13 protein-coding genes, 1 tRNA gene and 2 rRNA genes (1 of these 16 running past the window's edge) are annotated in these 14,529 nt (G+C 54.9%); 13 read left to right on the top strand and 3 right to left on the bottom strand.

Annotation, left to right across the window (positions count from 1 at the left end; all coding sequences use genetic code 11):
* The 3 genes from MGMAQ_RS11435 to MGMAQ_RS11425 all read left to right on the top strand — a co-directional run.
* Positions 1-2,565 (top strand): 23S ribosomal RNA (locus MGMAQ_RS11435) (it extends 180 nt beyond the left edge of the window).
* A gap of 209 nt (positions 2,566-2,774) precedes the next feature.
* A 5S ribosomal RNA gene (rrf, locus tag MGMAQ_RS11430) occupies positions 2,775-2,889 on the top strand.
* A 132-nt stretch (positions 2,890-3,021) separates the two neighbouring features.
* Positions 3,022-3,098 (top strand) — tRNA-Met (locus MGMAQ_RS11425).
* A gap of 184 nt (positions 3,099-3,282) precedes the next feature.
* Here the strand turns inward: MGMAQ_RS11425 and MGMAQ_RS11420 are convergent.
* The 3 genes from MGMAQ_RS11420 to MGMAQ_RS11410 all read right to left on the bottom strand — a co-directional run bounded on the left by MGMAQ_RS11420 (position 3,283) and on the right by MGMAQ_RS11410 (position 6,633).
* The gene (locus tag MGMAQ_RS11420; RefSeq protein WP_256379968.1) at positions 3,283-4,155 is read right to left on the bottom strand and encodes a type IV secretory system conjugative DNA transfer family protein; all 873 of its coding nucleotides are present in this window, start codon (positions 4,153-4,155) and stop codon (positions 3,283-3,285) included.
* 170 nt (positions 4,156-4,325) lie between these two features.
* Positions 4,326-5,666 (bottom strand): IS1380 family transposase, encoded by a 1,341-nt coding sequence (locus MGMAQ_RS11415; RefSeq protein ID WP_046020241.1) that lies wholly within the window; start codon positions 5,664-5,666, stop codon positions 4,326-4,328.
* 70 nt (positions 5,667-5,736) lie between these two features.
* Positions 5,737-6,633: a type IV secretory system conjugative DNA transfer family protein gene (locus tag MGMAQ_RS11410; RefSeq protein ID WP_046021641.1), complete on the bottom strand. Its 897-nt coding sequence runs from the start codon at positions 6,631-6,633 to the stop codon at positions 5,737-5,739.
* A 253-nt stretch (positions 6,634-6,886) separates the two neighbouring features.
* On the opposite strand from MGMAQ_RS11410, the gene MGMAQ_RS21080 reads away from it, so the two are divergent.
* The 10 genes from MGMAQ_RS21080 (at position 6,887) to MGMAQ_RS11350 (ending at position 14,528) form a co-directional block, all read left to right on the top strand.
* Positions 6,887-7,051, top strand: coding sequence for a hypothetical protein (locus tag MGMAQ_RS21080; RefSeq protein ID WP_158498841.1), 165 nt, complete (start codon positions 6,887-6,889; stop codon positions 7,049-7,051).
* Positions 7,052-7,385: 334 nt separating this feature from the next.
* Positions 7,386-8,303, top strand: coding sequence for an ArdC family protein (locus tag MGMAQ_RS11395; RefSeq protein WP_046021638.1), 918 nt, complete (start codon positions 7,386-7,388; stop codon positions 8,301-8,303).
* Positions 8,304-8,372: 69 nt separating this feature from the next.
* A complete protein-coding gene (locus MGMAQ_RS20730) occupies positions 8,373-8,633 on the top strand; it encodes a hypothetical protein (protein WP_148560934.1) in 261 nt (86 codons plus the stop codon).
* A 35-nt stretch (positions 8,634-8,668) separates the two neighbouring features.
* A protein-coding gene (locus MGMAQ_RS20415; protein WP_148560766.1) for an IS5 family transposase occupies positions 8,669-9,429 on the top strand; the annotation gives its coding sequence in 2 pieces (ribosomal slippage) (positions 8,669-8,989 and positions 8,992-9,429; 759 coding nt in all).
* 99 nt (positions 9,430-9,528) lie between these two features.
* On the top strand, positions 9,529-9,996 hold the full coding sequence (locus MGMAQ_RS11380; protein ID WP_148560933.1) for a hypothetical protein: 468 nt from the start codon (positions 9,529-9,531) through the stop codon (positions 9,994-9,996).
* Positions 9,997-10,050: 54 nt separating this feature from the next.
* Positions 10,051-11,076, top strand: a complete 1,026-nt coding sequence (locus tag MGMAQ_RS11375; RefSeq protein WP_046021636.1) for a hypothetical protein — start codon at positions 10,051-10,053, stop codon at positions 11,074-11,076.
* 276 nt (positions 11,077-11,352) lie between these two features.
* Complete coding sequence (locus MGMAQ_RS11370; protein ID WP_252508623.1) at positions 11,353-11,781, top strand: DUF2958 domain-containing protein; 429 nt, start codon at positions 11,353-11,355, stop codon at positions 11,779-11,781.
* Positions 11,782-12,305: 524 nt separating this feature from the next.
* Positions 12,306-12,599 (top strand): DUF736 domain-containing protein, encoded by a 294-nt coding sequence (locus tag MGMAQ_RS11365; protein WP_046021635.1) that lies wholly within the window; start codon positions 12,306-12,308, stop codon positions 12,597-12,599.
* 602 nt (positions 12,600-13,201) lie between these two features.
* A complete protein-coding gene (locus tag MGMAQ_RS11355; protein ID WP_046021633.1) occupies positions 13,202-13,576 on the top strand; it encodes a hypothetical protein in 375 nt (124 codons plus the stop codon).
* A 436-nt stretch (positions 13,577-14,012) separates the two neighbouring features.
* The gene (locus MGMAQ_RS11350) at positions 14,013-14,528 is read left to right on the top strand and encodes a hypothetical protein (protein ID WP_046021632.1); all 516 of its coding nucleotides are present in this window, start codon (positions 14,013-14,015) and stop codon (positions 14,526-14,528) included.
* The last annotated feature ends 1 nt before the right edge of the window (position 14,529 follow it).

Genomic DNA, 14,529 nt, shown 5'->3' with positions numbered 1-14,529 from the left:
CGGCGAACTGAAACATCTCAGTAGCCGGAAGAAAGGACATCAACCGAGACTCCGTTAGTAGCGGCGAGCGAACGCGGACCAGGCCAGTGGCTAAGTCTTAAGAACCGGAACCGTCTGGAAAGTCGGGCCATAGCGGGTGACAGCCCCGTACGGGTAGAAAGAGATTTAGTCCTCGAGTAGGGCGGAACACGTGAAATTCTGTCTGAACATGGGGGGACCACCCTCCAAGCCTAAGTACTCCTCTGTGACCGATAGTGAACAAGTACCGTGAGGGAAAGGTGAAAAGCACCCCGACGAGGGGAGTGAAAGAGACCTGAAACCGAATGCCTACAAGCAGTAGGAGCACCTTCGGGTGTGACTGCGTACCTTTTGTATAATGGGTCAGCGAGTTACTCTTACGAGCAAGCTTAAGCCGTTAGGTGTAGGCGGAGCGAAAGCGAGTCTGAATAGGGCGACTAAGTTCGTGGGAGTAGACCCGAAACCGAGTGATCTAGCCATGAGCAGGCTGAAGGTGCGGTAACACGCACTGAAGGGCCGAACCCACCGTCGTTGAAAAGCCGGGGGATGACTTGTGGCTAGGGGTGAAAGGCCAATCAAACTCGGAAATAGCTGGTTCTCCGCGAAATCTATTTAGGTAGAGCGTCGCGTATTACCCACGGGGGTAGAGCACTGGAAGGGCTAGGGGGGCCCAAAGCCTTACCAAACCTTACCAAACTCCGAATACCGTGGAGTAGAGCGCGGCAGACAGACGGCGGGTGCTAAGGTCCGTCGTCGAAAGGGAAACAGCCCAGACCGCCAGCTAAGGTCCCTAAGTCATGGCTAAGTGGGAAAGGATGTGGGAAGGCCAAGACAGCCAGGAGGTTGGCTTAGAAGCAGCCATCCTTTAAAGAAAGCGTAACAGCTCACTGGTCTAAATAAGCCGTCCTGCGCCGAAGATGTAACGGGGCTAAAGCCATGCACCGAAGCTGCGGATTCAGATCTTTGATCTGTCTGGTAGCGGAGCGTTCCGTAGGCCGATGAAGGGATACCGCGAGGTATCTTGGAGGTATCGGAAGTGAGAATGCTGACATGAGTAGCGACAAACAGAGTGAGAAACTCTGTCGCCGGAAGTCCAAGGGTTCCTGCGCAAGGCTAATCCGCGCAGGGTGAGCCGGCCCCTAAGCCGAGGGCGAGAGCCGTAGGCGATGGGAACCAGGTTAATATTCCTGGGCCTGGTGGAGGTGACGAATGCCGTGTGTTGTATCCCCTTATTGGATTGGGGATGCTTCGAAGGCGTTCCAGGAAATAACCCCACCATAAGACCGTACCCGAAACCAACACAGGTGGACAGGTAGAGTATACCAAGGCGCTTGAGAGAACGATGTTGAAGGAACTCGGCAAAATTCCTCCGTAACTTCGGGATAAGGAGGCCTCATTCATGGGCAACCATAGATGAGGGGCACAAAATTGGGGGTGGCGACTGTTTACTAAAAACATAGGGCTCTGCGAAGTCGAAAGACGACGTATAGGGTCTGACGCCTGCCCGGTGCCGGAAGGTTAAAAGGAGGGGTGCAAGCTCTGAATTGAAGCCCCGGTAAACGGCGGCCGTAACTATAACGGTCCTAAGGTAGCGAAATTCCTTGTCGGGTAAGTTCCGACCTGCACGAATGGCGTAACGACTTCCCCGCTGTCTCCAACATCGACTCAGCGAAATTGAATTCTCCGTGAAGATGCGGAGTACCCGCGGTCAGACGGAAAGACCCCGTGCACCTTTACTACAGCTTCGCAGTGGTATTAGGGGATGAATGTGTAGGATAGGTGGGAGGCTTTGAAGCGCAGGCGCCAGTCTGTGTGGAGCCAACCTTGAAATACCACCCTTTTATTCTCTGGTATCTAACCGCGGCCCGTGAAACCGGGTCCGGGACCCTGCGTGGTGGGTAGTTTGACTGGGGCGGTCGCCTCCCAAAGAGTAACGGAGGCGCGCGAAGGTGGGCTCAGGCCGGTCGGAAATCGGTCGTTGAGTGCAAAGGCATAAGCCCGCCTGACTGCGAGATCGACAGATCGAGCAGAGACGAAAGTCGGCCTTAGTGATCCGGTGGCCCCGCGTGGAAGGGCCATCGCTCAACGGATAAAAGGTACGCCGGGGATAACAGGCTGATGATTCCCAAGAGTCCATATCGACGGAATCGTTTGGCACCTCGATGTCGGCTCATCACATCCTGGGGCTGGAGCAGGTCCCAAGGGTTCGGCTGTTCGCCGATTAAAGTGGTACGTGAGCTGGGTTTAGAACGTCGTGAGACAGTTCGGTCCCTATCTGCCGTGGGTGTAGGAAGTTTGAGAGGAGCTGCCCCTAGTACGAGAGGACCGGGGTGGACGAACCTCTGGTGTACCTGTTGTCACGCCCGTGGCATCGCAGGGTAGCTAAGTTCGGACAGGATAACCGCTGAAAGCATCTAAGCGGGAAGCCCCCCTCAAAACAAGACTTCCCTTGAGAGCCGTGGAAGACCACCACGTTGATAGGCCGGGTGTGGAAGCGCAGTAATGCGTGCAGCTAACCGGTACTAATTGCTCGATAGGCTTGAGATCCTCCCATGCCGTCAGGGCTTTAAACCCCTGATCAAGCTTGGACCCCGTGCGTGGGGACAAGCCCGGTATATTGGATAGCGCCCTTAAAAAAGGCGCATTTAAGGTCACATCAACACTAAACGTCACTCATAAAACCAAGTCGGCAGGGTTCCCATCCGATCCCTGATCCCCGACCCCTGATCCCTGAATACCCGGTTCCCTTTGGATGACCTGGTGGTTCTGGCGAGGGTGTCCCACCCGATCCCATCCCGAACTCGGCCGTGAAACCCCTCAGCGCTGATGGTACTGCGTCTTAAGGCGTGGGAGAGTAAGTCGCCGCCAGGTCTTCCAAAGAGAACCAACATTCACATCAGGAAAACAAACAAAACCTCAACACAGTTCCAGCCCAAGTCCCGTCCCAAAGAGACCAAATGGGCACCAAAACCCCAAGCCTCCAAAGGACAAACAACCCACCAACGCGGGGTGGAGCAGCCCGGTAGCTCGTCAGGCTCATAACCTGAAGGTCGTAGGTTCAAATCCTACCCCCGCAACCAAATTAAAGCCCTTAACTCAATGAGATAGCGGGTTTTGCTTTTTGTGCCATATGCTGAAAATAGCCCGCAGGGGCACTATAGGGGCATTTGCGCTCAACAGTTTCCAACAAATATCGTATCTTCCCAATATGGTTTGACGATAATGCTCCGTCGGCCAGCAAAGTAGATAGGTCAACGACTCAGTCTATAAGTCGTCAAACTCTGGCGGCTTAGGAGCACCCTTGGGTTTGGGCTTGCCCTTCCTTTGAGCAGTCGCCTGTTTTTTGGCAGGGGCCTTGTTGGCGGCCTCTTTCTTTGGCTGCGGTTTGCGCTTTCTGGGGCGGCGTTTTTGCGCCGGAGGCTGATCCTCTTCCACCCCATCCCATTTGTCGAATTTATCGTCAAAGAACGGATGTCCCATATACGGGTCTTTATAGCCGAGGACCGGCTGTTCGCCATTGAAGAAGACAAGCTGTTCTGTCTTGTCCATGGCCATGACCTCTTGTGGGGCCATCAACGGCTGGCCGGTGTAGGCATAGTTCTGGTTCTTGGAGCCAGGGCCGGATGCCATTCCGGTTTGTTCTGCCTGTCCGAAACTTTCCACGGGAACCGTCATGGTGCCACAGAGCTCGGAGACCATCTTGGCCGTGTCCATGTCGGACGTTCCGAAGAACATTTTGCAATCGCTGTTGGCGATGATGCTTTGCGCCATATCGCCGTAATGGGTTTTAATTTGTGCCAGGTCCTGAGCGAATAGCCAGAGACGGACGCCAAATCCCGCCAGCAAGGCCACGTTGTCTTCCAGAACCTTGATCCGGCCAAGTTGGGGGAACTCATCCATGAACAATACGACCGGATAATTCCGATCCCCTTTGGACTTCTGGAGTTCCGAAATCGCTATGCCGAAGAATACCCGAAGCACCGGGGCATAGACGGCAAGCCGGGCTGCCGGAATGCAGAGATAGAGGGAGAGCTGTTCCCGCTTCAAATCCTGGAACTCGAAATCCGACCTCCCCATGATGCGTTCAAGCCTGGGGCTGTCCCAAATTCCCATATGGCTGTCCAGGGTCGAGAGGATGTTGTCTTTGACCTTCTGATCAGCATTTAGCCCGAATTATTCATGAGTCTCCCTGGCATCGCAACGGCCACGGGTCCTCGGCCGGGTTGACGGCCTAATTTTGGTTTTGATTTTTCAGGCGTTTGGGGGTTGATCATCGGGGACTGAGGGGCGGCTCGCTGCCGCGGTTTTCACGGGCCCTGGGAGGCGACTTTCCCGGCCATGGCGATCAGGGGTGTTTTGTATGGATATGCCGTCGGCAAGGCGACGGTTATGCGGGATTTGAGTTCCTCGATGCGTACGGCGATTTTGAGGAAAGACCGTCGCAGCGTCTCGAAGGTGGCGTTTTTCCAGATTGATTTCCGGGGCGCGGCGTTTCGCAGTTTAAGCAACAGCCAATAGGCTCCGGTATGGAGGAACAGTCGGAACTGGTTGGCCTCCCAGCGGTGACACGAGGTGCGGTCGGACTTGGTGTAGAGTTTGTGCTCCTTGATCATGTTCTCCATTTTGCCCCGCGCGCAGTAGACCTTTTCATAGAGGGTTTTGGCCCGGCCTGCCAGATTGGTGACGATGAAACGGATGTCGGAACCTTTTGCGGTGGCCTCGACCCGGGCGATAACGGTTCGTTCCCGCTTCCAGCTCTTGGCCGCGTAGGCCGTTTGAAAGAACCGGCGTATCTTTTCCTTGCCTGATGTTGCCCGGCGCACGGCCACGTCCTCGCCCCAGGGTTGGCCGATTTCCTTGAGCCGCCCATTGGAGGACAGGCCGAAGATATAACCGCAGCCTCGGCTTTCCAGCCAGTCCATGACCTCGGGCGTGCCGTAATGGCCGTCCCCGCGCACGGTGATATGAACCCGGGGCCAGTTGTTCAGGATGCGGGTAACGACATGGCGCAAGACCGTCGCGGCCTCCGCGCCCGAAGGCCGCTTGCCGGGCCGCAACAGGGACAGGATCGGCTTTCCGGTGGCGGCGTCATAGATATGGATCGGCTGGAAGCAGTAATCATCGTAATGGCTGTTGAACAAGGCCAACTGTTGGCCGCCGTGAACCGCATCGCCGGTGTCGTCGATGTCGAGCGTGATGTGTTCGGGAACGCGGGCGAAGCTTTCGCAAAACAGATCGATCATCGACAAACCCATGCGGGCCAGTTGCCGCCAGGTCGGCGCGTTCTCCAACCGCGACAGGGTCGGCTGGCTCATCAAGTCCCGGCCCGTCTCCGACAGCCGCCCGCAGGCCAGCTTGAAGGCCGGATCGACGCGCAGGGCGTCCAGATCGTCGCAATCCTCATAGCCGCAGGCAATGGCGAACATCCGCGCCCGGATCATATCGTCGAAACCATGGATCACACTCCCCGGATCGCGGGTGTCGGGAAGATGCGAGGCCAAAAGATCGGCCAAACCGAGGTCACGTTCGATCTCGCGCAGAACCAGAACGCCGCCGTCGGATGACAAACGGCCGCCGTCGAAACGGGCGTGGATTTCCTTGCCGCCGACGGGTGACAAACCGGGCAGATATGGGCTAAATTCCTTCATGGCGACCGTAGGTGAAAATGGTGTCGTGGTTTTGGCTTGGACACCATAAACTCTACGATAATTCAACCATTTAAGCTACGTTCGCCACCCTTTTCGGCCACGGATCGTGAATAATTCGGGTTAGGAAGGCATTGCCTGCCCGGCGCACAAGCTCCTCCTCGGAATTGACCATCTCATCCATGGTCGCGGCCAGCTCTTCGCCTGTATCGGCCAGCATTCGACGGACTTCGGCCATATTGCGCTTGTTAGCGGGGCGATATGTGACGACATGCAGGATGACGCCCCGCAGCAGGTTCCGCCCGATATTGTCCCAGAAGTCACTGATGGCCCTGGTCGGGGTGATCAGCAAGTCCGCCAGCACCGCCGCATTTTCCCAGGCATCTATGCCAGGCTGAACGAAGTCCAGCGGGTTCCAGGAGGCGCTGTCATTGTGAAAGGGCGCGAAGCGGAGAACCTTGTGATCCATCTCTTCGCGCCAGCGTTTGGTGATGGCGTAGTTCTCCCCCTTGATATCGTTGACGATGACGGAGCCCCGATAGTTCAGGAGGTTGGGTATGATGTGGCTGGTGCCTTTGCCACTCCGGGTCGGTGCGACCGTCAACAGGTGCCCTTCATTGGGGGCGTAGACGAGGCCCGCTTGCAACGTCGGCTTTTTACCCTTTACCGTTCGTTGCGTCGTGTGCTGCCCCAGGAACAGGCGGTTGGCAATGATGGTCTCCATGGACCCGTCCGCCAGGTTCTTGTCGATCAATTGCTGAGTGTTGAGGAAGTAAGCGGAACCGTGCGAAGTACCCCCAAGCGGCTCACCGAAGGGTTTACCGCCCTTGGCAAAGTGCTTGGCAACCTCCTTCATTCTTGCTTGTCGGTAGGCTGGATGATCCTCCAAATCGCCTTTGCCCCACACATGCCAGATCGTGTAGGCGACGAAAGCGACTGCCGCTAGGGCAAAGATGATCAAAAGTTCCATGTTCCGCATCCTCCAAACGAAACGCACCAGGCTCGAACGACGCTACCATGCGGGCCAAGCCGTTTTCACACAAGGACGCGCAACCGGATGCCTTTCCCGATAGATCAAATCGGAGATTCAACTCATTATAAAATGCGATAATTTGTCAATTTGATCAATCTCGGAGGTAAAAATGACCCGATACATATGTTTCCCTCGCCCAACTTTCACGGTCCCGAAGAAGATGGAAAGGTTCCACATGGAGCCGGGTGACATGGAGCTAGCCAACAATTCCGCTGCCGAAGGCATGACAAAGTTCATGAATGACAGAGCTTCAGAAGGATGGAGTTTTGAGCGGGAGATTGAGGCTGTCGTATTGTCAAGCGAAGGCGGGAATATCACTAGCGCTCCTTTGTTGCTGTTCAGCCGCGAGGAATAGCGTTGAATATCCGATAGACATCCTTTCCATTGACCAGCTTTCCCCGAATTTTCCCCTAATGCCATAGGACCGGAGAGCCTTGCGGGCCTTTCCTCAATCTCGGCTGTTTTGGCGTCGTCCGGTCACGCCTACAACGGTGCGTCAAAGGTTTCTTCCCCTGACCTGAAGGTCATTCCTCGCGAACCAAGAAACCTTCTCCTTGCCGTCTTCCCCTGACGGTCCAGCCCCCAAATTTGCATTGTGGGGGTTCCGGCGAGCCCTTTGTCCGCCGCTTTTTTCCAGCCGTCGAAAGGCCGCGAAGGTCGCGGTCTCCAAAATGGCAAAGGAGAAAATCATGAACCGGAAACGCAATATCAATCGAAAGGATGTCTATCAGACCGTCACCGATCAAATCATTGAGGCCATCGAAAATGGCGCAGGTGAATGGCAAATGCCTTGGCATCGGGCAGGCTCGGGCCTCAATCGCCCTCTCAACATTGACACTGGCAACGCTTATCGCGGGATCAACATCATCGCTCTTTGGGCTTCTGGCCAAGTACGGGGCTATAGCTCCGGGACCTGGGGAACATACCGCCAATGGCAGAATAAAGGCTGTCAGGTCCGCAAGGGCGAAAAAGCTTCAACGGTGGTATTCTACAAGGAATTCGAGACCGACGATCAAGCGTCAGGTTCCGATGAAACCCATCCTGAGAAGCGTTTCGTCGCAAGGGCCTCAAGCGTTTTCAATGCCGACCAGGTTGACGGCTATGAAATCAGTCTTCCCGAACCCAAGGACCCCGTTCAGGCAGTTGCAGAGGCGGATACCTTCGTCAATAACACTCTGGCCGTGATCCGGCATGGTGGAGGCCGTGCATTCTACAGCACAGGAACTGACGCCATCCAAATGCCGGACAAGGATCGCTTCATCGGCTCCGAAACCAGTTCTTCGACGGAATGCTACTATTCCACCCTGTTGCACGAATTGGTGCATTGGACAGGAGCCAAGCGCCGTTGCGACCGCCAGTTCGGGAAACGCTTTGGCGATGACGCCTATGCCGTCGAGGAACTCGTCGCAGAACTTGGCGCGGCTTTCCTTTGTGCCGATCTTGGCATCACTTCTGAACCACGTCCGGACCATGCGGCTTATATCGACAATTGGCTCCAAGTCCTCAAATCCGACAACCGAGCCATCTTCGCCGCCGCGTCGAAAGCCGCACAGGCAACAGATTTCTTGTCTGCTTTGCAATCCCGCAATACCGAGGCCGCCGCTTAGGCGGCCTTTGGCTGTTGTGACAATGCGGTTTGCGTTATGTTCGCATAGAACAAGAAGTGGGGAAGTCATATGAACGCTCAAGAGGTGGTCAACAGAATTGGTGATGGCGTCAAAGCTGCATTGAATACAAACCAGTTGTTTTTGGGAGTAGAACAATTCGAGTTCGAGAATGCGGATATTCATCCAGAATATGTAACGACTGTAAAAGTTGCTGAAAATTTGACCGGGCCGAGTGTTGTTGTAAGTCTTGAAACTCATATGAAAACTTTGCGGCACCAAGCCCTAGGCTCAGGACCCATAAAAGGGATTCCCAATAGTCGGTGGACATGATTCCCTTCCCTGGAATTTTAGGGAGGGGAAAGCCGATGCAGAGCCATCATTTCTGGTTGTCCGACAAACAATTCGAACGCCTTCAACCGTTGCTGCCGAACAAAACAAGAGGCGTCCCGCGCGTCGATGACCGGCGGGTGATCAGCGGCATCATCCATGTTCTTCGCCACGGCTTGATGTGGCGTGACGCGCCCGTCGCCTATGGACCGCACAAGACCCTGTACAACCGCTTCGTCCGTTGGAGCGAGGCCGGAGTGTTCGACCGGATCTTCGCCACCCTGGCCGCCGAAAGCACGGCCACCCATACGGTGATGATCGACGCCACCCATCTCAAGGCCCACAGGACGGCGGCGAGCCTGCTCAAAAAGGGGCTGTTCCCCGCCGTATCGGGCGCACCAAGGGCGGCCTGAATTCGAAACTGCATGCCGCCTGCGATGCCGATGGAAAGCCCCTGATCCTGCTGCTGACCGAAGGACAAGTCAGCGACTATCGCGGCGCCGACACCATGCTCCCTGCATTCCCTGATGCCGACGACCTGATCGCCGACAGGGGATACGACAGCGACCGTTTCCGCCAGGCCCTGCTTGATCTCGGCATCGAGCCCTGCATTCCAGGTCGCTCGAACCGCAAAGAGGAAATCCTTTACGATAAAGCCCTCTACAAGCAGCGAAACTTGATCGAGCGCATGTTCGGTCGGCTCAAGGACTGGCGGCGTATCGCCACCCGCTACGACCGTTGCGCCCATACCTTCATGAGCGCAATCTGCATCGCCGCAACCGTCATCTTCTGGTTATGAGTCCTGAGCCTAGGTATTTGCCGAATTTCCAAAGGGTGGGATGCTCCAGAGCAGGATAAAATCAGAAAATTCAAATTCGGCAAAAAGGACAGCAAGCGCTTGGACATTCTGGTTCGGCCGTCCGAGACATTATCGCCTCCTCATTTGATGGCTGAGGCTAAACTGGGTAGCCATAATCTCCCTGGCGTACTGGAAGACATCAATCGAATAGTCTCTCTGCTCTCGATGTATGAGTTATCTGGTGCGTTTGAAAACAACGCAATTTATGGGGCGGTTGTGTTTCACATAATGCGTGAAGGTGCTAACCCGAATGATCTGATGTCAAAGGCCTCGAGTTTCCTTCAAGGGATTGATGCACATGGATCAACGCTTACTGGCACACACACGTGGCTCAAGCTTAAATCTGGTTTATTGAGCAGTTCGCAAATTGTTGAAGGGGTCAGCGGTTATCAAGAGTACCACGACGACGGTACGGTAGAGGATGTGTTTGGTAAGGACCAGTTTGCGTTTATGCCTGGGCTGGTTCTTGTAGGGAACGCTAGTGATGTTGAGAACGTCAACTTTTAGGAAACAGATAAGATGAGATTTATCACTCCTGACGGAGTGATGGGAATTGTGTAAATGAACCCTCCGAAGCCTTTCGACATTTTATCGCAGCTCGCTAAATATGGATTAGAGCAAAAAGTTTTCCTCAGTGATCCAAAGGCAATTTTGGGCTTCTCAAGTCATGTTGCTCGTGAGGCCGAGCGAGCGCTTGCTGACCCAGCGTTGCTGCACGGCCAACGAGTGGAAGCTATGTTCGAGGCATTAGCGGTTTGTCTTGGCGAGTTCACGTTGCTCAAACGAGAAGATACAGGCTCGGTATTCCCAAAGGATGAGTATATCGTTCCAGATTTCAGGGTGGTTCTGAAAGATGGAGAACATTGGTTGGTCGAGGTCAAAAACGTATATGAGGAGGACCCAGGAAAGCAGGAGCGAAGGCTGATGAGCTCGGCTTATCGTTTGAAGTTGAGCGCGTATGCGGCAGCAACTGGTGCGCAATTGAAGCTGGCAGTGTTCTGGGCTCGGTGGGGTGTTTGGACATTGATTTCTCCAGAAAGGCTAGTGGACGAAAATGGAGAACTAACCCTCAACTTGTTCCAAGCAATGAAAGCCAATGAACTTGCGCGTCTTGGCGATAGGTCGGTTGGCACTAAACCTCCCCTTCGCTTGCGCCTTGTTCCAGACCCCGAAAAAACGAGCCCGATCAGTGAGGACGGCTCCGTTAATTTCACCATCGGTAATGTGAAGGTCTATTGTGGGGATGATGAGATCGTTGACCCTGTCGAACGCGAAATTGCATGGATATTTATGCAGCACGGAGAATGGGAGGAGAGTGGCCCCACTCCAATCGTCGATGGCGAAGAACTACTTTCATTGGAGTTTGTATGGGAGCCAGTCGAGCGATCAAACGAAGGCTTTGAAATGATCGGATCGCTAAGCCGGATGTTCGCTAGGCATTTCGCGGAAGAGACAGTCAAAGGCCGAGAGGTGGTTCAGATAAATGCGCCACTCCGTCCAGAGTGGTTTGAGTCGATTGTTTCTGATGATTACCAGAGCGACAACCTGCCGTTATGGAAATTTGTTCTCCAGCCTAACTTTGACTGATCCAGAGTAGCGTGTTCCACGCGTTTTCCTTCCTTTTTCAGCTTTACCGAACGCCACCGGCTTTTCCAATGTCGCCGTTCGGCCATGCCCGCATAAACGTGTTTGGCCGAATGCCCTTTCCCTGAAAGGCGGCTCGTTGGAGCCGTTGGCTTATCGGTCCTCGGTCCTTTCCTACTCCATTCACTCCATCCCCTGGATGTTCCGGACGCTCAGCCGCTGGGCAGAAGGAATAGCGCGGGGGTGTCCCTGCAAGGATTAAGCATTGGAGTGAATATCATGAAGATTAGAGATTTTGATTTGAAGGCATCGATCAGGGGTGCGGGTGGTCAAGGAATGTTGCTGATAACCAAACAGCAGCTAGAAAAACTTTTGGCGAATGGCCAGAAAAACGCGGACCGTCTGAACAATCCGGAAAGCGACGGCCCGACCCATGACTTCTGGCCGGTCGTAAAACTGTTTAATCCGTGTGGCGGCGGCACCTGGCTTTTGACGGAACTGGACCCGGAAGAGCCGGACATCGCATTTGGACTTTGTGATCTGGGTTTCGGCTGTCCGGAACTTGGGAGCGTTCGATTGTCCGAATTGGCGGAACTCAAACTCATGGGCGGCGCACTCGGCATTGAACGGGACCGTCATTTCACGGCAAAGAAATCCCTTTCGGCCTATGCCGATGAAGCGCGAGAACTTGGCAGGATCAAAACCTGACCGGTGCCGTCTCGGGCTAGCCCGGTAATCATGCCGGGCTTGGGCCGGGGCGAATGCGGCCCTTGTTCCCGCTGGAAAACTAGCCGTGTTACCGGCAGCATCTGTCGCCACGCATTGAACCGGTCGGAACACGGATTGTCGGGTTCCCCCGGTGTTCTCGATATCCTCCAGTTCCGTCGGAGCAGTCTTCAGTCCCTTGCCGTCCGGTTATTGCCTCCTCTGCCGTTGCCGTTCAGCACGTCTCCTTCGTTTGGCCAAACACGTCCCTTCGCTGGCGGCCTTTTCCTTTGCCAATGTGTCGGCGGTGCCGTCCGTCGCAACGATTAATGGCCGCGTTTTTTCCCCTGGCGGTTCCCGCCATTCCTCGCGAGGCAAAAAACGGTCAATTAACCGTCAAGTCTCTTCGTGGTTTCTCTTCGAGATGCCCCCTTCGAGATGCAACGTCCGTCGGGCCCGCCGCCTGTTCATTTGGCAGGAAAGGCCGCGAAGGGCGCGGTCTGGAACCAAACAAGGAGATTTGAACAATGGCAACCATCGGAACATTCCAAAAGACGGGCAAGGGCTACAAAGGCTCGATCAAGACCCTGACGGTCGAAGCTGAGGTTGAGATCATCGCGGTCGAAACCAGCGGCGACAAGGAGCCCGACTTCCGCGTCAAGGCAAACGGTGACATCGACTTGGGAGCCGGTTGGACCCGCGTCAGCAAAAAGACCAAGCGGGAATACGTCAGCCTCAAACTGCAAGACCCGACCTTCGCCGGTCCGATCTACGCAAACCTGACCGAGCAGGATGGCACCTACAGTCTGATCTGGTCCTAACCAATACCGGGCCGCCCTTCGGGGTGGCCCTCAGTTATCGAAAGGGTAATTCAGTGAATACGGAAATCATACAAATCGACTACGATACATGGCGGGAACGCTATCGTCCCATACACAATGAATTCGATAAGAACGCTCCATTCGAAGGTGCAATGTTTGAAACTTACGGGGAGGAACTATGCTTCGTGAGGAGTTGTTCTCCGGAAAAAATCTGGACTTTGCTCGACGGCGAAGATGCGAGGATGCGGATCGGAAGCGGTTTTCACCTTGTAAATCGTATTGGATATTTCATCACCAATGATCCCGTTCCAAACGGTACGTCCATCGAAATTATGGTAGATTAATGCCGCGACCGATCTAGCTTCACATGCTCATGTGGGGCTTTTTCTATGTCAGCCTAAACAGTCTCGTCCGTCCTTTCCCCGTTGTCGGCCCGAAGGTCATATCCGCGTCTCTTACGGTCGGCGCTTTGTCGTCAATGGCCGCCCGCACCACTCCCGCCTTTGGCGGGACCGTGTTGGCCATGACGCCTTCTGCTCATACCGACCGCCCTTTGTTCCGCGTCCTTCAGGACAGACAACAATCAACGAAAGGAACAAACAATGGGACTGGATATGAATGCATACAAATCAAAGATAGCACCAAGAGGGGAAGTCGATTTCGGCATGAACCCCGGCGACTGGGACAATGAACTTCACTCCTGGCGCAAGCATCCTGATCTGCACGGTTGGATGTGGCAGCTCTACCTGGCAAAGGGTGGCACGTATCGCCGCTTCAATTGCCGTTGTGTCCAACTGACATTGGAAGACCTGGACAGGCTGGAGATGGACATCGTAACCAATCGACTTCCCTTCACCGACGGCGTGTTTTTCGGCTGGTCGGATGGCAGTGAAAAGGAAGACGATCTGGCATTCGTGACCAAGGCAAGGGCCGCATTGCAAGCTGGTGAATATGTCTATTACATGGCCGACTATTAACCTCTAACGATCCTACCTGGGCGGTAGCCCGGCACCCTAACCGGTGTCGGGTTTTCTTATGTCTGAAGTCTGAAAAACGCTGTTGATCCCGGTTGAGGCCGTCTCAAAGCTGTTGGAGGTTGTTGAAAACGCCCCAAAATCATTGACAACTGCCGTCATAACGTATTGAATAGGCGTCATAATCTTGCGATCCGACGGAGCAGTCCCCATAATAGGGGTAAGCGTTAATGTTCCACACTCGGGAGGCAAGATGGATGTTGTACCCCAAAAACTCTGCCGATGATCTGGCCCGCCTGCCGGCGGCCCGAGGTGCTGCGCACCTGATCGGCATGGTTTTTTTGGGTTCCAACAGGCTTGGCATTCGACCATCTATCGAGGTCTCAAGCTCCGCTATCTTGCTCTGCGAGGCTTCTTTATCAGCACGAGAGGTTCGGCCATGGCGCGTCCTCCCTTAAGTCCGGATCAGCGCCGGAGCGAGTATCTGCGTATCCGGCTGACGCCTTCCGAGATGCACGAGTTGAAGCGGCTCGCCATGCAAGCCGGTTTGCCCTACACGGCTTATGCGCGGGAGGTCCTGTTCGGTCGCAGACCCAAGGCCAAGCCGGAGCGGGAACGGATCTTCAACGACCTGCTCTACGAGCTCACATCCATCGCCACGAACTTCGCCCAACTGGAAGCCGCCCTGGAGGATGAGAACTTTGGCAAATGGGCGCGCTATGTCGGCGGCGATATGGTAGAGCGGCTGATGGACCGCGAAGATTTGATCCCGCTTATTTCGGAAACGATGGAGCGGCTGAACGCCGCCGGGCATGTGGTCAACGCCCTGGCACGAAGCGCCAACTCCGGCAAGGAGATCAAGGACGAGGAAATCAAGGAGACCCTCGATATCCTGCAATCGGTCCTTGAACCACTGCACGAGGCGGCGAAGCAACCACCCGGATCAACGGAATGAT

The organism is Magnetospira sp. QH-2 (genome assembly GCF_000968135.1).
Taxonomy (GTDB): Bacteria; Pseudomonadota; Alphaproteobacteria; order Rhodospirillales; family Magnetospiraceae; genus Magnetospira.
This window is presented reverse-complemented; position numbering and strand designations above follow the sequence as displayed.

Coding starts and splice junctions, on each gene's coding strand:
- MGMAQ_RS11415 (WP_046020241.1), bottom strand. CDS start 5,666: ATGAAGGAATTTAGCCCATATCTGCCCGGTTTGTCACCCGTCGGCGGC.
- MGMAQ_RS11410 (WP_046021641.1), bottom strand. CDS start 6,633: ATGGAACTTTTGATCATCTTTGCCCTAGCGGCAGTCGCTTTCGTCGCC.
- MGMAQ_RS21080 (WP_158498841.1), top strand. CDS start 6,887: ATGGAGCTAGCCAACAATTCCGCTGCCGAAGGCATGACAAAGTTCATG.
- MGMAQ_RS11395 (WP_046021638.1), top strand. CDS start 7,386: ATGAACCGGAAACGCAATATCAATCGAAAGGATGTCTATCAGACCGTC.
- MGMAQ_RS20730 (WP_148560934.1), top strand. CDS start 8,373: ATGAACGCTCAAGAGGTGGTCAACAGAATTGGTGATGGCGTCAAAGCT.
- MGMAQ_RS11375 (WP_046021636.1), top strand. CDS start 10,051: ATGAACCCTCCGAAGCCTTTCGACATTTTATCGCAGCTCGCTAAATAT.
- MGMAQ_RS11370 (WP_252508623.1), top strand. CDS start 11,353: ATGAAGATTAGAGATTTTGATTTGAAGGCATCGATCAGGGGTGCGGGT.
- MGMAQ_RS11365 (WP_046021635.1), top strand. CDS start 12,306: ATGGCAACCATCGGAACATTCCAAAAGACGGGCAAGGGCTACAAAGGC.
- MGMAQ_RS11355 (WP_046021633.1), top strand. CDS start 13,202: ATGGGACTGGATATGAATGCATACAAATCAAAGATAGCACCAAGAGGG.
- MGMAQ_RS11350 (WP_046021632.1), top strand. CDS start 14,013: ATGGCGCGTCCTCCCTTAAGTCCGGATCAGCGCCGGAGCGAGTATCTG.